The organism is Roseomonas elaeocarpi (assembly GCF_042433915.1).
GTDB classification, from domain to species: Bacteria; Pseudomonadota; Alphaproteobacteria; order Acetobacterales; family Acetobacteraceae; genus Roseomonas; species Roseomonas elaeocarpi.
In genome coordinates, this window is sequence record NZ_JBHLUN010000017.1 from 118,221 (window position 1) to 136,779 (window position 18,559).

At 72.2% G+C, this 18,559-nt stretch carries 12 protein-coding genes and 1 other RNA gene; 8 read left to right on the top strand and 5 right to left on the bottom strand.

Annotation, left to right across the window (positions count from 1 at the left end; genetic code table 11):
• Window positions 1-23: 23 nt before the first annotated feature.
• From ffs to glgX, 4 genes are all read right to left on the bottom strand, one after another.
• Window positions 24-120, bottom strand: an RNA gene (gene ffs / locus ACFFGY_RS21060) — signal recognition particle sRNA small type.
• Between the two features lie 141 nt (window positions 121-261).
• Window positions 262-1,482 carry a glycosyltransferase gene (locus ACFFGY_RS21065; protein ID WP_377046504.1) on the bottom strand — a complete coding sequence of 407 codons (1,221 nt, stop codon included), beginning with the start codon at window positions 1,480-1,482 and terminating at the stop codon, window positions 262-264.
• A 14-nt stretch (window positions 1,483-1,496) separates the two neighbouring features.
• Entirely contained in the window at window positions 1,497-4,331 is a 2,835-nt protein-coding gene (locus tag ACFFGY_RS21070; RefSeq protein WP_377046505.1) for an FkbM family methyltransferase, read from the bottom strand.
• Window positions 4,332-4,508: 177 nt separating this feature from the next.
• The gene (gene glgX, locus ACFFGY_RS21075; protein ID WP_377046507.1) at window positions 4,509-6,770 is read right to left on the bottom strand and encodes a glycogen debranching protein GlgX; all 2,262 of its coding nucleotides are present in this window, start codon (window positions 6,768-6,770) and stop codon (window positions 4,509-4,511) included.
• 339 nt (window positions 6,771-7,109) lie between these two features.
• Between glgX and nudC the strand changes: the two genes are divergently transcribed.
• The 8 genes from nudC (at window position 7,110) to ACFFGY_RS21115 (ending at window position 17,025) form a co-directional block, all read left to right on the top strand.
• Window positions 7,110-8,093, top strand: coding sequence for an NAD(+) diphosphatase (gene nudC, locus ACFFGY_RS21080; RefSeq protein ID WP_456316178.1), 984 nt, complete (start codon window positions 7,110-7,112; stop codon window positions 8,091-8,093).
• Window positions 8,093-8,437, top strand: coding sequence for a hypothetical protein (locus ACFFGY_RS21085; protein ID WP_377046508.1), 345 nt, complete (start codon window positions 8,093-8,095; stop codon window positions 8,435-8,437). The genes nudC and ACFFGY_RS21085 overlap by 1 nt, the downstream gene beginning before the upstream one ends.
• 213 nt (window positions 8,438-8,650) lie before the next feature.
• Window positions 8,651-10,225: a bifunctional phosphoribosylaminoimidazolecarboxamide formyltransferase/IMP cyclohydrolase gene (gene purH / locus ACFFGY_RS21090; RefSeq protein ID WP_377046509.1), complete on the top strand. Its 1,575-nt coding sequence runs from the start codon at window positions 8,651-8,653 to the stop codon at window positions 10,223-10,225.
• Between the two features lie 295 nt (window positions 10,226-10,520).
• Window positions 10,521-11,495 (top strand): hypothetical protein, encoded by a 975-nt coding sequence (locus ACFFGY_RS21095; RefSeq protein ID WP_377046510.1) that lies wholly within the window; start codon window positions 10,521-10,523, stop codon window positions 11,493-11,495.
• 6 nt (window positions 11,496-11,501) lie between these two features.
• Complete coding sequence (locus ACFFGY_RS21100; protein ID WP_377046511.1) at window positions 11,502-12,713, top strand: MFS transporter; 1,212 nt, start codon at window positions 11,502-11,504, stop codon at window positions 12,711-12,713.
• A gap of 76 nt (window positions 12,714-12,789) precedes the next feature.
• On the top strand, window positions 12,790-14,451 hold the full coding sequence (locus tag ACFFGY_RS21105) for a methyl-accepting chemotaxis protein (RefSeq protein WP_377046512.1): 1,662 nt from the start codon (window positions 12,790-12,792) through the stop codon (window positions 14,449-14,451).
• Between the two features lie 118 nt (window positions 14,452-14,569).
• Window positions 14,570-15,826, top strand: coding sequence for a DNA recombination protein RmuC (locus tag ACFFGY_RS21110; protein WP_377046513.1), 1,257 nt, complete (start codon window positions 14,570-14,572; stop codon window positions 15,824-15,826).
• A gap of 191 nt (window positions 15,827-16,017) precedes the next feature.
• Window positions 16,018-17,025: an asparaginase gene (locus tag ACFFGY_RS21115; protein ID WP_377046514.1), complete on the top strand. Its 1,008-nt coding sequence runs from the start codon at window positions 16,018-16,020 to the stop codon at window positions 17,023-17,025.
• 49 nt (window positions 17,026-17,074) lie between these two features.
• On the opposite strand, the gene zwf is transcribed toward ACFFGY_RS21115, so the two are convergent.
• Window positions 17,075-18,544, bottom strand: coding sequence for a glucose-6-phosphate dehydrogenase (gene zwf / locus ACFFGY_RS21120; protein ID WP_377046515.1), 1,470 nt, complete (start codon window positions 18,542-18,544; stop codon window positions 17,075-17,077).
• Between the last annotated feature and the right edge of the window lie 15 nt (window positions 18,545-18,559).

Consider the following 18,559-nt stretch of genomic DNA (forward strand, 5'->3'; position numbering starts at 1 on the left):
TGCGGGAAGGTGGCCGCATTCCGGTGGAAGACCGACACGCGACCCGGGCGGAAACTCGTTGCGGCTGCTTCCTTCCGGACCTGACCGGGTTGGCGAGGCGCCCGTCCGCGGCCGGCCTTCCGCCGGCAGATATGGCCTCCCCGCGGCCGGAAGGCAATCCGGCAAGAGCATTCCCTGGCCGGGTCCGGTTGGGGAACAGGGTGGGCGGGATGTTTCCGGAGGGTGTTCCCGGGCCACGCCGCCGCGGCCTGGGGACTCGCCTCAGTGGTCCTGGAGGCCCGGCAGCGTCGCCAGCGCCCCCACCATGATCCCCGCCATGTGGCCCAGGCCCAGCCGCGCGCGGACGGCGGGCGAGCAGCCGGGCAGGCCTTCGCGCAGGGCGCGCCGCACCAGGGCGCGGTAGTCGCGCGGGGTGTCGGCGACGTAGATGCCGTCGTCGATCGCCTCGGCCACCAGGGGGCCGTAGCCTTCCACGGCGTGCGGCGTGGCGATCACCGCGCAGCCGCTGGCCACGGCATCGGCCATCTTCAGCTTGGCGCCGGCGCCGATCCGCACCGGCACCAGCACGCAGGCGGCGGCCGCGAAGAAGCCCGCCTTCTCGCTGTCCTCGACGTAGCCGGTGGCACGGAAGCGGGTCTCGTTGATGGTGCGGAAGTCGTTGTAGCGCTTATCTTCGTGGATCGCGCGGCCCAGCGCGCCGGCGGCCCAGATCTGCTCGTCATGAGCCAGGAAGCCCAGACCCTGGGGAAAGACATCGAAGAAGCCTTCCACGTTGGGCCAGTAGGCGCTGCCCATGGTGGCGGCGTAGCGGATGCCGGCCGCCCCGGCCTCACGCGCGAAGCGGCCGCCGGCGGTGCTGGTCGGCTGCGCCAGGTCGGACACGGCGGGCAGGTAGACCACGGGCCGGCCGCTTTCCTGCTCGATCTCGGCCGCTTCCAGGTCGGAGATCGAGAACACCAGGTCGGCCGCCCGGGCGAAGTCGAGCTCCAGCGCCCGGGTCGCCAGCACCAGCGCGTCGTCGCCCGGGCGCTTCATGCCGAGGCGGAAGAAGGGCGCGCGGGCGCTCCACTCGATGTTCTGGCTGGAATACACGATCCGGGGGCGCGGGCCGGAATCGGGCAGGGCTTGGCGCAGCACCAGCCAGTCCCAGGGATGTTCCACGTGAACCATGTCGGGGCGCAGACGGGCGAGCAGGCGGCGGAGCTGCGCCACCACCTCGGGCTGCCGCGCGGCGGCGCGGGCGACGTGCAGGTCGGCAAAGAGGATGTCGCCCAGGGCGCGGTCGGCCAGCGCGTCGCCTTGCAGGACGATGTCGTGGGGGCCCCATTCCTCGGGCGGGAAGAAGCGCTCGTGGAAGATCCCGGCCATGTCGACCTGCCAGCCGGCATGGCGCAGGGCCCAGGCCACGCTGGCGGCCCGGACCTGACCGCCATGCTTGGGCGCGGAGAGCGGGAAGGGCGTGATGATCAGGCAGTGCGGCATCCTGCGTCCTCCCTTCAGCCGTTCCGGACCGGGTCGGATGCGCCCCCAGACGATGCCGCGGCGCCGGCCGCGGGAACCCCGTCGGGGAAGGCCAGGCGCAGCACCGTGTCGTGGACCACCTGACCGAAATCCTCGTAGGCCGGACCGCGGTAGCGCCCTGCCGCCTCGCGCAGGGCGTCCAGCCGGGTGTCGTCCACGATCAGCGAGCGGATCTCATCGACCCAGGCCGGCAGGTCGAAGGGGTCGATCGCCGGCATCAGCCCTTCCGAGGCCTCCACCAGCGCCGGGCAGCTCGACACCACCACCGGCGTGCCGAAGGACAGGCTTTCCGCCGCGGCGAGGCCGAAGCCTTCCGAGATGGAGGGGAAGAGCGTGAAGCGCGCATGGCGGTACAGCCAGATGAGCTGCGCGTCGGACACCTGGTCCAGCACGAGGAGGCGCTTGCGCCAGCGCCAGTTGCGCTCCACCAGCAGGCGCACGGTTTCCGTGCCCCAGCCCCACTTGCCGACGAAGACCAGCGTCGGAACCGCGTCGATGCCGCGCTCCTCCACCAGCCGGTCCCAGGCGTGGAACAGTAGCTGGTGGTTCTTGCGGGTCTCGATGGTGGAACAGAAGAAGGCGAAGCTTTCCCCATCCAGCTCCGGGATGGCGACCTCGCCGATCTCCGCCGCGCGCGCCTTGAGGAAGTTCGGCAGGTAGGCGTGGACGATCGGCGGGTCGAGATCGTTCGGCTCGGCCACGTAGCGCCGGTAGGTGTCGGTGCTGTGTTCCGAGATCGAGACCAGCTGCGCCGCCAAGTGGCCGATCTCCACCCAGTGCCGCTGATACATGTGCGGGTCGTTGGGCGTGGTGTAGGGATGGCGCATCGCGATCACGTCGTAGATCACCGCCACGAAGCGGACGCCGTCGCGCCCGCAGATGCGGCTGAGATAGCCGTAGTCCATGTAGTCCCAGGTGTTGGACATCGACAGCACGACGTCGCCTGGGCGGAAGCGCATGGCGCCCTCGGGCACGGGCGCTTCCTGCACCGCCTCGGCCGCGGCTTCGATCGCCGCCGCTTCGGTCGGCGCATCAGCCGCGGCCGCCTCCTCCAGGGTCTCGTCCATGCCCGGCGGAGGATTGTCGGGCCGCACCGCGCTGCGCCCGAGGCGGGCCGCGTGACCCAGGGCGCTGGCGCCGCGGAACAGCACGGCGTGGCCGCCGCGCGCCGTGTGAAGGCCGATCCGGCGCAGGATGCGGGTGCCCAGGCGGCGCAGGCCCGACTGATCCGGCCGCACCGGCAACAGGCGCGCCGCGTCGCGGATCAGGATGGTGTTGAAGTCCTGCGGGCGCAGCCTGGTGGCGCTGCGCAGGCGGCGGCGCAGCAGCTGCCCGGGGCTGAGGTTGGGCGCCTCGGGCTCGGGGAGGGGCGGCTCGGGCCGGGGGAGAACCGATACCTCGGGCGCCTTGTTGTCCTGCGCCGCGTCGTCCGCGTCATCCGCCTCGTCCGCGTCGGCTTCCGGCAGCGGGTCCTGGCCCAGGTCCATGGCCGTGGCCTGGTCCGCGGCGTAGCGCTCGAACAGGATGCGGCGCAGCAGCCGGCGCTCCGATGGCTGAAGCGGCCGGTAGGCCCGCAGCTCGCCGTCGAAGATTACGAAGTCCAGCGGCACGTCCGGCGCATGGGCCAGGAACTCCGCCACGTAGTGCTCGGCGCGCACGATGCCCACCGGCGTGCGCATCCCGTAGTACAGGGTCAGCGAGGCGTCGAAGAAGACCCGCGGCCCCTTGGTGCGTGCGGGTGAGGCGACGCGGGCCTGCGTGGCGCGGTTCGCACCCCCCGCCAGCGTCACCTCCGCATTCGCCTGCGCCGGCTGGGCGGTCAGCTCGGCCTCGGCCAGCAGACGCTGCGTTTCGGCTTCCAGGGCGCGGGCCTGCGCCTGCCGGGCGGCGTCCTCGGCCTCCGCCGCCCTGGCCTGCCAGCGCGCTTCCGCCTCGCGCGCGGCATCCTCGGCGGCCACGGCCTTGGCCAGCAGGCGTGCCTCGGCCTCGCGGGCTTCCTCCCTACTGCGCTGCAGCTCCTGCCGGGATGCCTCGGCCGCCGCCCGTGCCTGCTCGGCCGTGGCGGAAGCCTCCAGCTCGGCGATCGTGGTGCCGTGCCCCTCGGCCGCCACCGCCTTGCGGATGGCCGCGATGCTGACGTAGTCGTCGAAGACGTTGGGCGGCTCACGGAAGCGCGGCAGCAGCGCCTCCGCCTTCTCGCGCGCGACGTAGAAGCGGTTCAGCCCGTCGAACCAGGCGAAGACGTAGCCCGCCTCCAGCAACGTGCCTTCCCAGGCCTCGTGCGAGGGCTCCGGCGAGTTGGGCAGCGTGGCCTCGACCAGCACGATCCAGGGGCGGAAGCGGACGAAGTCGGCGCCGCGCAGGACCTCGGCCTCAGCACCCTCGGCGTCGATCTTCAGGAAGTGGATGGCGGAGCGGACGTGCTGCTCGCAGACCAGGGCCAGCGTGCTGACCTCCACCTGGTGCCGCTCCACCTTGTGGCCAGCCACCTGGTGCTGCCGGGCGAATTCCGGGTCGAGGGTCGAGAGGCCGGTTTCCCCGATGCGGAAGAAGGTGGCTTCCCCGGCCTCCTCCCCCAGCGCCAGTTGCAGGTTGATGTCGCGCGGGCGCGCCTCGGCCATCGCGGCGTACCCGACGGTGTCGGGCTCGACGTTGATGCCGCTCCAGCCGTGTTCGTAGAAGGCGAGGGTGACGGAGTCCTCGCGCGGTCTCCAGGCGCCCACGTCGATGTAGAAGCCCTGTCCGACGTCGCGCAACGCGCGCCAGAGCATGACGTCCTCTAGGTTCTGGGCATAGGAGATCAGGCTCAACCCGGACGCACTCCGCCGACCATGGTAAGGGATGCTCCACCATCGGCGACGGCGGAGCAACCACGCGGGCGTGTTAACCGTCCCCCTGGGGGCGGTAAAGGGCGACCACGCGTTCTGGTTGCAGGGTGGTAGGCCAGCCGCCCCGGCCCTCGCGAAGAAGGGCCGGGGCGGTGGGGTTCAGCCTTCCGACGACTGTGCCGGCACGGGAGCCGGGCGCTCCGTCAGGCCGCGCAGGGCGCGCAGGGCGCGGCGCAGGGCAATGCTGTCGCCCTCGTCCGGCTCCAGCGCGAAGAGCAGGGTGGAGCGGCCCGTCACCACGTATTCCTGCCCGCTGTCGAAGTTCTCGATCTCGATCCCCTCGGGCTGGTTGGTGTCCAGCAGGCAGTGCCAGGTCTTGCCGCCCACCACCTCCGGCAGGGTGAAGTTCACCACGTCGTGGTAGGAGTTGATGACGATCAGCGCCGTGATGTCCATCGCCGGGCGGTGGATGCCGGTGGCGCGCGCCCGGCCGTCCAGCAGCATGCCGAGGCAGCGGGCGGACGGGTCGCCCCAGGCCTCGTCGGGCATCGTCGTGCCGGCCGGGGACAACCACTCCACGTCCTTGACGTCCAGCTCCGCATTGTGCCGGCCGGTCAGGAAGCGGCCGCGGCGCAGGATCGGCAGGGCCTTGCGCAGGGCGATCACCTTGCGGGTGAACTCGATAAGTGAGTGCCCTTCCTCGGTGATGTTTTCCCAGTCCACCCAGTTCAGCTCGTTGTCCTGGCAGTAGGTGTTGTTGTTGCCGTTCTGCGTGCGGCCGAGCTCGTCGCCCGCCAGGATCAGCGGCGTGCCCTGCGACAGCAGCAGCGTCGCCAGGAAGTTGCGCTTCTGCCGCTCGCGGAGCTTGATGATCTCCTCGTCGTCGGTCGGGCCTTCCGCGCCGCAGTTCCAGCTCTTGTTGTCAGAATGGCCGTCCTGACCGTTCTCGCCGTTCTCCTCGTTGTGCTTCTCGTTGTAGGAGACGAGGTCGTTGAGGCAGAAGCCGTCATGCGCGGTGATGAAGTTCACCGAGCTCCAGGGACGCCGGCCGCGCTTGTTGAAGCGGTCGCCCGAGGCGGTCATGCGCGTCGCCATCTCCGACAGCTTGCCCTCGTCGCCCTTCCAGTATTCGCGCACGGTGTCGCGGTACTTGTCGTTCCACTCCGCCCAGCCGGGCGGGAAGCCGCCGACCTGATACCCGCCGGGGCCGATGTCCCAGGGCTCGGCGATCAGCTTCACGGAAGACAGGATCGGGTCCTGGCGGCAGCTGTCGAGGAAGCCGCCGCCCTCGTCGAAGCCGTAGGGTTCGCGGCCCAGGATGGTGGCGAGGTCGAAGCGGAAGCCGTCAACGTGCATTTCCTGCACCCAGTAGCGCAGGCTGTCGGTGACCATCTGCAGCACGCGCGGATGGCTGAGGTTCACCGTGTTCCCGGTGCCGGTCTCGTTGATGTAGTAGCGCTTCTGGTCGGGCAGCAGCCGGTAGTAGCTGGCGTTGTCGATGCCCTTGAAGGAAAGGGTCGGGCCGCGCTCGTTGCCTTCCGCCGTGTGGTTGTACACCACGTCGAGGATGACCTCGAGGCCGGCGTCATGGAGGCGTGCCACCATCTCCTTGAACTCGCTCAGTGAGCCGGAAGCGGAATAGCGGAGCTCCGGCGCGAAGAAGGAGATGGTGTTGTAGCCCCAGTAGTTCGCGAGGCCCTTGTCGGTCAGGTGCTGGTCCTGCACGAAGCCGTGCACTGGCAGCAGCTCCACCGAGGTGACGCCGAGCGAGCGGATGTAGTCCACGATCTCGCGTTGGCCGAGGCCGGCATAGGTGCCGCGCAGCTCTTCCGGGATGGCGGGGTGGAGCTTGGTGAAGCCCTTGACGTGCGTCTCGTAGAAGATCGTCTCCGACCAGGGCACGTTGGGCGAGCGGTCCTGGCCCCAGGTGAAGGCCGGATCGACGACGCGGCTCTTGGGCATGAAGGGGGCGCTGTCACGCTCGTCGAAGGTGGTGTCGTCGCCGCTTTCCATCACGTAGCCGAAATGCGACGGGTCCCACTTCAGCTCCCCCACCAGGCCCTTGGCGTAGGGGTCGAGCAGCAGCTTGTTGGGGTTGAAGCGGTGACCGTTGGCGGGGTCGTAAGGGCCGTGGACGCGGTAGCCGTAGACCGTGCCCGGGCGGGCATCGGGCAGGTAGCAGTGGAACACCTCGTCCGTGTATTCCGGCATCACCACGCGATCGATCTCGCGCTCGCCCTTGGGGTCGAAGAGGCAGAGCTCGACCTTGGTGGCATTGGCCGAGAACAGCGCGAAGTTCACGCCCAGCCCGTCCCAGGTGGCGCCAAGCGGAAAGGGACGGCCCTCGCGGACCCGGATCTCACGGTTCACGGAGGCGGCCGCCAGATTGGCTTGGCCGGGGGCGGGCAAGGCGTCGGACATTCGGGGCAGAACCTGCTTCGTTTTCGGGAGGCCGACCGCGAACCGCGGGGCAGCGGCACAACAACCGGCGGGGTGCGGCAGAGTTGCCCCGGCGCGGCGAACCCGACCAGTTCCCCGGGACCAGTCCCCGGGACCGACTCCCGGCACCTGTCGCCTGGAACCAGTTCCCGGAGCACGCCTCCTCAGCGCCTGTTTCGCGGCCGGCCCGTCATGGCGGGCTCCTGCGAGGAGGGGACACCCCCAGGCCGGCCCGCGCCCATCCGACATGCCACCCGGCAGGCCCACACGCGCACGGCGCGCGGACGTGACCGGCCGCGCGATGGACCCGGTGGCGGGCGCGTGGCACCCTCCGCGTCGCCCATGCTCTCGATCCCCGCCAGCCGCCCCAACGTTTACACCGGCAACCCGCTCGACCGCGCATCGGACCTGCGCGACGACGCGGGTGTGATGGAGGCGCTGCTGGCGCGCGACGACGCGCTGTTCGTGCCGGTCTGGCGCGGCCGCTCCCTGTTGCGCGGCGTCGGCGAGAACCGGCCGGAAACCGTGATGCTGCGCAACGGTGCGGCCGGGGCGCTGCGGGCGGCGGGCGGGGCCTGGTGCTTCCTGGGGTTGCTGGGGCCGGAGGCGAAGGACGTCGCGGGCGATCGCCTGGGCGCCACGCCGGTCTATGCCCTCGACTGTTCCGACGCCGAGGACCCGCTGCCGCTGCTGCCCGAGGGCGCGGGCGAGTTCACCGACATCCGGCCCCTGGCCAGCCTCCTGCCGGCGGGCGAGGCCAGCATCCTGGCGCATGCGCGCGGCATGATGCACTGGCGGACGCGCCACCGCTTCTGCGGGGTTTGCGGCGCCACCTGCGAGCCGCGCTCGGCCGGCAACGTCGTGGTCTGCACCAACTGCGGCACCTCCCACTTTCCGCGCACCGATCCGGCCGTGATCATGCTGGTGATCCACGGCGACCGCTGCCTCCTGGGCAATTCCACGCGCTTCCCGGACAACACCATGTACTCGACGCTGGCGGGCTTCGTGGAACCGGGCGAGAGCCTGGAGGAGGCCGTCCGGCGCGAGGTGCTGGAAGAATCGGGCATCCGGGTGGGACGGGCCTTCTACCACTCCTCGCAGCCCTGGCCCTTTCCGGCCTCGATCATGCTGGGCTTCCACGCCGAGGCGCTGACGGAGGAGATCGCGATCGATCCCAGCGAGATTCGCGATGCCCGCTGGTTCAGCCGCGACGACCTGCGGCGGCCCGAGGCCCTGGGCATCCGGCTTCCGCGGGCGGATTCCATCGCGCGGCGACTGATCGAGGACTGGTTGGAGTCTCCCTGATGCGTTTTCCCCTCCGTGCCGCGCGCCGGTGCCTCCTGGCCGGCGCGCCCCTGCTGCTGGCCGGCTGTGGCGCCATCTCCAACCCGGCGCCCCTGCCGTCCTCGCCCCAGGAAGTGGCCTGTCGCGAGGAGGCCTCCCGCTCGCCGGAGGTCAAGGCGCTGATGCAGCAGCAGCCGCCCAACGAGAACGCCATGTGGTTCGCCCGCTGGAAGGACGAGGTCTCCGCGGCGCAGTCCCGTGGCACCGTGGCCTGCCTGCGCCGCAACGGGCAGCCGGTGGCGGGCGGCGTGGAGTTCGTCCGCCCGGCCGGCGCCGCGCAGCCCGGCGACACCTCCATGCGCTGACGCGGTGGCCGGCGCCCCGGACCGGCTCGCCGGGCTGACACGCCGGGCTGGCATCCCAGGCTGGCACCCTCGGACCGGATGCCCCGTGGCGACCGTGTCGCGGCGTGGCGCCACCCTGCGGGCCGGCTTGAGGTCGTTTCCCGCCCGACACATGGCGGCGATCACGCCTTTCGCGCTTGTTTCCCCGTGCGGGTGGCGGCAGAAACCCGCGCCATGACCGACGCCCTGCCGATCCGCCGCGCCCTGCTTTCCGTTTCCGACAAGGGAGGGCTGATCGAGTTCGCGCGGGCGCTGGTGGCGCACGGGGCCGAACTGCTCTCCACCGGCGGCACCGCCGCCGCGATCCGCGCCGCTGGCCTGCCCGTCAAGGACGTGAGCGAGCACACCGGCTTCCCGGAGATCCTGGACGGCCGCGTGAAGACGCTGGTGCCGCAGGTCCATGGTGGGCTGCTGTATCGCCGCGACCTGCCCGAGCACGTGGCGCAGGCGGAGGAGCACGCGATCGCGCCGATCGATCTCGTCTGCGTCGACCTGTATCCCTTCGAGGCCACCGTGGCGCGTGGTGCGTCCTTCGACGACTGCATCGAGAATATCGACATCGGCGGCCCGGCGATGATCCGCTCGGCGGCCAAGAACCACGCCCACGTGGCGGTGCTGACCTCGCCCGCGCAGTACGCCGAGGTGTCGGCGGCGCTGACGGCCGGCGGCACCACGCTGGCGCTGCGCCGCACCCTGGCGGCCGCCGCCTATGCCCGCACCGCTGCCTACGACGCCGCGATCGCCGCCTGGTTCGCGAAGCAGGAAGCGCAGGAGTTCCCGCAGCGCCTGAGCGTGCCGGGCGTGCTGCGGCAGACGCTGCGCTACGGCGAGAACCCGCACCAGCGCGCGGCCTTCTACGCCGACGGCACGGACCGGCCGGGCATCGCCACCGCGCGGCAGGTGCAGGGCAAGGAGCTGTCCTACAACAACATCAACGACACCGACGCGGCCTTCGAGGCGGTGGCGGAGTTCGACCGCCCGGCGATCGTGATCGTCAAGCACGCCAACCCCTGCGGCGTGGCGCTGGGCGCCGACCTGAGCGAGGCCTGGGACAAGGCCTTCCTGTGCGACCCGGTCTCGCCCTTCGGCGGCATCGTAGCGGCCAACCGCGTGCTGGACGCCGCCGCGGCGGAGCGGATCGCGGCGATCTTCACCGAGGTGGTGATCGCCCCCGACGCTTCGGAGGAGGCCAAGGCCGTCTTCGCCCGCAAGAAGAACCTGCGCCTGCTGCTGACCGGCGCCGTGCCCGACCCAGTGGCCGAGGGGATGACCTTCCGCTCCGTCTCCGGGGGCTTCCTGGCGCAGAACCGCGACGCGGGCCGCGTCACCGAGGCGGATCTGCGGGTGGCGACCAAGCGCGCGCCTACTGCGCAGGAGATGGCGGACCTGCTGTTCGCCTTCCGGGTCTGCAAGCACGTGAAGAGCAACGCCATCGTTTACGCCAAGGGCGAGGCCACGGTGGGCGTGGGCATGGGCCAGCCGAACCGGGTGGACAGCGCCCGCATCGCCGCCTGGAAGTCGGCCGAGGCCGCCAAGGCCGCCGGCCTCGACGCGCCGCTGGCGCAGGGCTCGGTGGTGGCGTCGGATGCCTTCTTCCCCTTCGCCGACGGGTTGCAGGCGGCGGCCGCGGCGGGGGCCACGGCGGTGATCCAGCCCGGCGGCTCGATGCGCGACAACGAGGTGATCGCGGCGGCCGACGAGGCGGGGCTGGCCATGGTGCTGACGGGGATGCGGCACTTCCGGCACTGAACCCCCAGCACCGAGCCCCGGTGCCGGCCACCGCCGCGCCGCCGGGATGCCGGCGGGCGGCACGGCGACCGGCTTCGCTCCGTGGCATGTATCCCGTGCGCGCATGACGATCGCGCGTGCAGAGCGTCCGGGCGCTTCCGCCATCGAACCCGGCGCTGCGGCGTGATAGCACCATGGCCAGGGAGCAGCGCCTCGATGGCGGTGGCTGCGCCGGCTGAGCGGCCGCTCCGCGACCCCCTTGCCAGAACCCTTCTGCCAGAACCCTTCTGCCAGAACCCTTCGGACCCGGCTGACCATGACCGCAGATGCCCGCTCCGCCACCCTGATGGCCGTTCTGATCGCGTGCTCGGTGGCCTTGCCCCTGTCGGGACTGGCCCAGGCGGCGGACCCCGCCGCCGCCGCACCCGGGGACACGGGACCGGCCACGCCGCCGGATGCGCCCCCCGCGGGCGCTTCGGGGAGCCCGGCGCCGGAGGCTGCGCCGCCCGCCGTGGCACCCGTTCCCGCGGCCCCCGCCACCCCGCTGCCTGCCAACCCACCGCCGGGCACCCCGCCGGGCACGCCCGTCCAGAACAGCCAGGCCCCCGCGGGCACGCCCGCCGCGCCCGAGGCGCCCGCTGCTCCTGAAGGGGGCTCGGCCGCGACAGCCCCGCCGGCTCCGGCAGCCCCTGCCGCCCCGGCCGCCGCGCCACCCCCGGCCGCCGGCGCCGGATCGCTCGCCGCGCAGGAAACCCTGGCACCCAACCAGTCGCTCCGGGTGTTCGGGCGCGACGTGAAGGGGCCGGGCGGCACCGTCGTGGCGCAGGTGGTGAACGTGTTGGTGGACGAGGCCGGGGAGCCGCAGGCGGCGGTGCTGGACTACGGCGGCTTCCTCGGGGTGGGGAAGCGGCGGCTGGCGGTGGCCTGGCGGATGCTGCACTTCACCGCCGAGGGCATCACCCTGGACCTGTCGCGCGACCAGCTGCGGACCTTTCCGGAATACAAGGAAAGCGAACCCTCGGCGCGCGTCGCGATCCCGCCGGCCGAGGCGGCGGCCCCCGTGGCCGGAAGCCCGGCCGGAACGGTGAGCGGGGTGACGGCCGGCGCGCCCGCCACCGGCGCGCCGGCCACTCCCGCGGCCCCGGCCCAGCCTCCTGCCCAGCCGGCGGCTCACCCCCCGGCCGCCAGCCCGCCATCGCTCCAGCCCGGGGGATTCTCCGCTGCGCCGGACGCCGCGCGCACCCCGCCTTCCGGCCCCGCGTCGGACACGCCTTCCGTGCCGGCGCCGTAACCGGGCATGGCAAGCAGGCGCAGCACGCGCGGCCTCGACTGGCTGAACTTCTTCGTCGCGGACATGCAGACCGGCTTCGGCCCCTTCGTGGCGGTCTACCTCACCGCGCAGGGCTGGACCGAGTTCGAGGTGGGCATGGCGCTGAGCATCGGCACGCTGACGACGGTGCTGAGCCAGCTGCCTGCCGGTGCGATGGTGGACAGCACCCCGCACAAGCGCGCGGCGGCGCTGGTGGCGCTGCTGGCGATCCCGGCCAGCGCGCTGCTGCTGGCGATCTGGCCCACCGGCCTGCCGGTGATCGCGTCGGAAATCCTGCACGGCGTCGCCAGCTGCGTCCTGGCGCCCGCCATCGCGGCGATCAGCCTGGCCCTGGTGGGCCGGGCGGCCCTGGGGGAGCGGCTGGGGCGCAATGCCCGCTACGCCGCGGTGGGCAACGGCCTCGCCGCCGCGGCGCTGGGGGCAGCGGGAACCTACCTGTCCGGTGCCTCGGTCTTCTGGCTGACGGCGATCTTAGCCATCCCCAGCCTCGTCGCCCTGGTGTTTATCCGCAGTGAGGACCTGCGCCCCAGCCTGCCCGCGGCGGAACGCCGCGAGGGGCCCAGCCTGCGCGGGCTGCTGGACCTGTTGCGGCTGCGCGGCGTGGTGGTGTTCGCGATCTGCTGCGGCCTCTTCACCCTGGCCAACGCGGCCATGCTGCCGCTCGCCGGCGCCGAGGTGACGCGCAACGCCGGCGAGGAAGCCAACCTGATCATCGCCGCCTGCATTGTCCTGCCGCAGTTCGTTGTGGCGTTGATCTCGCCCTGGATGGGCCGCCTGGCGGAGCGGCGGGGGCGTCGCATCGCGCTGCTGCTGGGCTTCGGCGCCCTGCCGCTGCGTGGCCTGCTGCTGGCGCTGGTGGACGACCCGCTGGTGCTGGTGCTGGTGCAGGCGCTCGACGGCATCAGCGCGGCGGTGCTGGGCATCCTCCTGCCGCTGCTGGCGGCCGACCTCACGCAGGGGTCCAATCGCTTCAACCTGTGCATCGGCGTGTTCGGCCTGGCGGTCGGGATCGGCGGCACGCTGAGCACCACGGTGGCGGGCGCGGTGGCGAGCTGGCTGGGCCCGGGGGCGGCCTTCGCGATGCTGGGCGTGGCAGGCCTGCTGTCCTTCCTGCTGGTGCTGCTGGCGCTGCCGGAAACCGCGCCCCTCGGTCGCCGCGCGGGAGAGGTCACGGCTTGACGTTTCCGTGAGCCGCGCACCGGTTCCTTAACCTTTCTGCCGCAGCTTCCATGCTCCGCCGCCTGGAAAGCCGCTCATGAACACCGTCCCCCGTGCCTGGAAAGCCTCCTGGAAGGCTCCCTGGGAAATCCTGGGCCGAATGGGGATCGTCCCGCGCCTGCTGGTGGCCTCGCTGCTGGCCGTGGTGCTGGCGGTCGCGGCCGTGCAGGCCTGGACCCTGCACCTCCTGGCCCTCGAGGAAGCCCGGATGACGCGGCCGGAGGTGGTGGAGGAACTGCGGCTGCTGCGCGGGGTGGTGCTCACGCACAGCCTCCTGGTTGGTGCGGCGGTGGTCGTCGTCGTGGGCCTCGCGCGCTGGCAGATCCTGCGCAGCACCGTGCGGCCGCTGAGCGACCTCGCGCATGCCGTGCGCGACATTGCCGAAGGCCACCTGGACCGCCCCGCCCCCTGCGCCGACCGCACCGACCAGCTGGGCGAGATCGGCCGCGCGGTGGAACTGCTGCGCACCGGCGCGGGGCAGTCGCGGCAGCTCGAGGCGCAGGTCGCCGAGGAGCGCCGGGCCAAGGACCGGCGGCAGGAAGCCATGGACCGGCTGACGCAGGATTTCGGAACCTCGGTGTCGGGCGTGCTGCGAACCCTGGGCAGTTCCGCCGTCGGGATGCGCGAAGCGGCCGGCGGCATGGCCGATGCCGCCGAGCACACGCGGCGCGACATGCTGTCCACCGCCGAGGAGGCCGCGCTGTCCTCCGAAAGCCTGGCCACCGTGGCGGGCGCCACCGAGGAGCTGAGCGCCAGCGTCGGCGAGATCTCGCGCCAGGTGGCCCATGCGGCGCAGGCCGCACACGACGCCGTGGCACAGGCCCGATCGGCCGACACCACGGTGCAGAGCCTCAGCGAGGCCGCGGCGCAGATCGGCGAGGTGGTGCGGCTGATCAGCGACATCGCCGGGCAGACCAACCTCCTGGCGCTCAACGCCACGATCGAGGCGGCCCGGGCCGGCGAGGCCGGCAAGGGCTTCGCCGTGGTGGCGGGCGAGGTGAAGCAGCTCGCCGCCCAGACGGCGCAGGCCACCAGCCGCATCGGCAGCCAGGTGACCGCGATCCAGAACAGCACCGGCGAGGTGGTCGGCACGGTGCGCGGCATGGCCGCGGCCATCGACCGGGTAAGCGAGGTCGCGGCGGCGATCGCGGTGGCGGTGGAAGAGCAGGGCGCTTCCACCCGCGAGATCGCGGCGCAGGTGCAGAACGTGGCCCGCACCACCGACAGGGCCACCGGCGCCATGCGCGACGTGTCGCTGATGGCGGAGCGTTCGGGCTCCACCAGCCAGATGGTGCTGGGCACGGCGGGCGAGGTCGCCGACGTGTCACGGACCCTGCAGGAGGAGGTGGACCACTTCCTCGATGCCATGCGCCGCAGCCAGAACGCCAAGGACCGCCGCCGCTACGAGCGCATCCCCGGCAGTGGCCACGTCGCCGGGCTGCGCTGCGCCCGTCGCGGCACGGTGCAGGCGTCGATCATCGACGTTTCGCTGGGCGGCGTGGCGCTGCGCTGCGCCTGGCCCTGCGAGCAGGGCGACGAAATCCTGGTCGGGCTTCCCGGCGACGGCGCACCGGTCTCGGCGCGCGTGGTCGGGGCGCGCGACGGCGTCCTGGCGGTCGCCTTCCGCCAGGACCCGGACAGCACGGCACGGATCACCCGGGCGCTCGCCATGATCGCGCCGGAGGCCGCGGCCGCCTGAGGCACGGGGCCGGTGCGGGCGGCGGCTGCCCGTGCCGGCAGGGAGCGCCGGCGGCAAAGCCTGTGCAGCCGGCGACGGAAAACTGTAGAACCACGGAGAACAGACCGGGAAATCGTCCTTGGAACCCTGGCTTCTCGTGGTGCTGGCCGTGCTTCCGGGGACGGCGGCCCTGCTCTTCGTGATGCTGCGCCGGCCACCCGTGGGCCTGGATGGCGAGGCGCTGCTGCCGGTGGTGGAACGCCTCGGCGCCCTGCAGTCCGGCGTGGGCGAGCAGCTGGAGCGTCAGGCGCGCGAGGTCGAGGCCGCCCTGGCCGCCCAGAACCAGCGGCTGGCCGAAGCCCAGGCGGCGGCGGCCGAGCGCGCCCGGGCGCAGGAGAACGCCCTGGCCGAGCGGGTGGCGCAGGCGACGCTGACCATGACCGACAGCCTGATCGAGCAGGGGCGGCGCATCAACGAGGCGGTGGCGGCGCAGAATGAGCGGCTCAACAGCGCGCTCACCGGCCAGAGCGAGCGCGTCACCCGGCAGCTTTCGGAACAGTTCGCCGCCACGCAGGAAACCGCGAAGTCCATCGGCGAGCGCCTGGCGGTGATCGACGCGGCGCGCGGCAACATCGAGGCCCTGGGCGCGCAGGTCACCACGCTCGCCGGCATCCTGGCCAACAAGCAGAGCCGTGGCGCCTTCGGCGAGGTGCAGCTGCGCCGGCTGGTGGAGGACCGGCTGCCGGCGGACGGGTTTTCCTGGCAGCACACGCTGAGCAACCGTCACCGCGCCGACTGCCTGATCCGCCTGCCGCATCCGCCCGGGCCGGTGGTGGTGGACAGCAAGTTCCCGCTGGAAGGCTGGCTCGCCCACCGGGACGCGGAAGGAACCGCCCGCGACGCGGCGGCCAAGGCCTTCGCGGCGGATGTCCGCAAGCACGTCACCGACATCAGCGAGAAGTACCTGATCCCCGGCGAAACGGCCGAGGGCGCGCTGCTCTTCGTGCCGTCCGAGGCGATCTATGCCGAGTTGCACAGCACCCAGACGGCGCTGGTCGAGGAAGCGGCGCGCAAGGGCGTGTACATTGTCTCTCCTTCCACGCTCTGGGCTGTGCTGGGGACGATGCGTGCGCTGATGCAGGACGTGCGCATCCGTGCCGAGGCCCGCCGCATCCAGGACGAGGTCAAGCGCATGGTCACCGAGGTCGGGCGGCTCGACAGCCGGGTGACCAAGCTCAAGAAGCACTTCTCCGACATGCAGGAAGACGTGCGGATGATCGACATCACCACCGAGAAGATCGTCCGGGCCAGCGGCCGGGTGGAAGCGGTGGAACTGGAGGACGTTCCCGGCACGGCACTGCCGGTGGTGCCGGCCCCTTCGCTGCGGGCGCTCTGAGCCGGGGCGCGGGGCAGGGGCGGGACAGGAGGGGCGGAGGCCGGACGCGGGCGCGGCGGGCGATCCGGCCCGCCGGTGACGGCCTGAGCGGCCTCGGGGCGCTGGTCCGGACGGGAACGGATGCGGCGCTTTCCCGCGCATTCCCCGCGCCTCCCCTGGCCAGCCGGGTCCATGCGTGACAGGAACGACGCATGGAAGATCCTGTTCTGATTGAGGTCCTTCGCGGACGCAGCGTCGAGTCGCGCCATGCCGGCGCCTTCGCGGTGGTGGATGCGGATGGCGGCGTGGTGCTGTCGGCCGGCGACATCGGGCGCCCGGTGTTCCCGCGCTCCGCCGTCAAGGTGATCCAGGCCCTGCCGCTGATCGAGTCCGGGGCGGCCGACCGCTTCGGGCTGGAGGAGGCGGAACTGGCGCTGGCCTGCGCCTCCCATTCCGGGGAGCCCGCGCACGTCGCCGCCGCCGCCGCCATGCTCCGCAAGGCGGGGCTGGAGCCGGACTGCCTCGAATGCGGCACGCACTGGCCCAGCAACAGCGGCGCCGCGCGCGCCCTGGCCCGGGCCGGCGAGGAGCCGAGCGCCCTGCACAACAACTGTTCCGGCAAGCACGCGGGCTTCCTGTGCACCGCCTGCGCCACCGGGCACGCCCCCGCCGGCTACGTCCGGGCGGAACACCCGGTGCAGGAGATGGTGCGCGAGGCGCTGGAAAGCGTCACCGGCGCCCCCCTGGCTCCCGAGGATCGCGGTACCGACGGCTGCTCCATCCCGACCTACCCGATCCCGCTGCGTGCCATGGCGCGCGGCTTCGCGCGCATCGGCAGCGGCGAAGGGTTGGGCACGGCGCGGGCCGCCGCGGCGGCGCGGCTGCGGGCGGCGGTGGCGGCGCATCCTTTCATGGTGGCGGGCAGCGGCCGGGCTGACACCCGCATCATGGAGGCGCTGGGCGCGCGGGCCTTCGTGAAGGTGGGGGCGGAGGGCGTCCACTGCGCCGCGCTGCCGGAGCTGGGCCTGGGCATCGCGATCAAGTGCGACGACGGCGCCGGGCGCGGGGCGGAGCTGGTGATGGCCACGCTGCTGCGGCGTCTCCTGCCGCTCGACGACGCTGCGCGTGAAGCGCTGCGTCCCCTGGCCGAACCCGTGCTGCGCAACTGGAACGGGATCGAGGTCGGCAGCCTCCGCGCGGCCGGGCCGCTCGCCGCCTGAGCACGAGGCTCCCGCCACCGCGAAGGCCGGTGGCGGGGCTCGCGCGGCCCTACTCGTACCAGGTGCGGCCGTCGCGCTCGATCAGCGCGATCGCCGCGGTGGGGCCCCAGCTGCCGGCGGCGTAGGGCTTGGGCATCTCCGGCTTCTCGGCCCAGGCATCGAGCAGCGGCGACACCCAGCTCCAGGCCGCTTCCACCTCGTCGCGCCGCATGAACAGCGTGGCGTTGCCGCGCACCACGTCCATCAGCAGCCGCTCATAGGCGTCGGGGAAACCGCGGCCGAAGGTTTCGGCGAAGTTGATGTCGAGCGGCGTGGGGCGCAGGTGCAGCCCGCCGGGGCCGGGCTCCTTGGTCATGATCTCGAGCCGCATGCCCTCCTCGGGCTGCAGGCGGATCAGCAACCGGTTCGGCTCGCTGCCCGTGACCTCGTCGGGGAAGAGGCTGAAGGGCGGCTTGCGGAACTGCACCACGATCTCCGACACCTTGCGCGGCAGGCGCTTGCCGGTGCGCAGGTAGAAGGGCACGCCGGCCCAGCGCCAGGAATTCACCTGCGCCTTCAGCGCCACGAAGGTTTCGGTGGTGCTGCGCTCACCGGTGTTGAGGTCCGTGAGATAGCCTTCCACCGGCTTGCCGCCCGCGACACCCGCCGCGTACTGGCCGCGCACGGTGTGCGTCGCGACCTCGTGCGGGCGGATCGTCTGGAGGGCGCGCAACACCTTGAGCTTCTCGTCGCGCACCGCGTCGGCATCCAGCGTGACGGGCGGCTCCATCGCCAGCAGACACAGCAGCTGAAGCATGTGGTTCTGCAGCATGTCGCGCAGCGCGCCGGACTTGTCGTAGTAGCCGCCGCGCCCCTCGACGCCGACCGTCTCGGCCACGGTGATCTGCACGTGGTCGATGATGTCGGCGTTCCACAGCCGCTCGAAGATCGGGTTGGCGAAGCGCAGTGCCAGCAGGTTCTGCACCGTCTCCTTCCCCAGGTAGTGGTCGATCCGGTAGATCTGCCGTTCCTCGAAGACCTCGCCCACCGCATCGTTGATGGCGCGCGCGGAATCGAGGTCGTGGCCGATCGGCTTTTCCAGCACCACGCGCGACTGGGGCGAGATGGCGCCGCAGTCGCGCAGCCGCGTGCAGATCGAGCCGTAAAGCTCGGGCGAGGTCGCGAGGTAGAAGGAGCGCACGACGTCGGGGCGCTCGGCCAGGAGGGAGGCAAGGTCGCTCCAGCCCGCCTCGCCCACGGCGTCGACGCGCAGGTAGGTGAGGCGCGCGAGGAAGCGCGTCACGGTGTCCTGCTCGAGCTCCCCCGCTCCCACGAAGGAGCGCAGCGCTTCCTCGGCGCGGGCGCGGTACTGGTCTTCCGTCATCTCGGAACGGGCGGCGGCGATGATGCGGCTCTCGTCGCCGAACTGCCTGTCGCGGTAGCGCAGGTAGAGCGACGGCAGCAGCTTTCGCATGGTCAGGTCGCCGGTGGCGCCGAAGACGACGCCGTCGAAGGCGGGAACGGGGAGGATGCGGGCCATTCAGCGGTGCTTTCG

What these genes read in the sequence shown, in the direction of transcription:
- ACFFGY_RS21065 (WP_377046504.1), bottom strand. Translation starts at nt 1,482, where the DNA reads ATGCCGCACTGCCTGATCATCACGCCCTTCCCGCTCTCCGCGCCCAAG.
- glgX (WP_377046507.1), bottom strand. Translation starts at nt 6,770, where the DNA reads ATGTCCGACGCCTTGCCCGCCCCCGGCCAAGCCAATCTGGCGGCCGCC.
- ACFFGY_RS21085 (WP_377046508.1), top strand. Translation starts at nt 8,093, where the DNA reads ATGCGTTTTCCCCTCCGTGCCGCGCGCCGGTGCCTCCTGGCCGGCGCG.
- purH (WP_377046509.1), top strand. Translation starts at nt 8,651, where the DNA reads ATGACCGACGCCCTGCCGATCCGCCGCGCCCTGCTTTCCGTTTCCGAC.
- ACFFGY_RS21095 (WP_377046510.1), top strand. Translation starts at nt 10,521, where the DNA reads ATGACCGCAGATGCCCGCTCCGCCACCCTGATGGCCGTTCTGATCGCG.
- ACFFGY_RS21100 (WP_377046511.1), top strand. Translation starts at nt 11,502, where the DNA reads ATGGCAAGCAGGCGCAGCACGCGCGGCCTCGACTGGCTGAACTTCTTC.
- ACFFGY_RS21105 (WP_377046512.1), top strand. Translation starts at nt 12,790, where the DNA reads ATGAACACCGTCCCCCGTGCCTGGAAAGCCTCCTGGAAGGCTCCCTGG.
- ACFFGY_RS21115 (WP_377046514.1), top strand. Translation starts at nt 16,018, where the DNA reads ATGGAAGATCCTGTTCTGATTGAGGTCCTTCGCGGACGCAGCGTCGAG.
- zwf (WP_377046515.1), bottom strand. Translation starts at nt 18,544, where the DNA reads ATGGCCCGCATCCTCCCCGTTCCCGCCTTCGACGGCGTCGTCTTCGGC.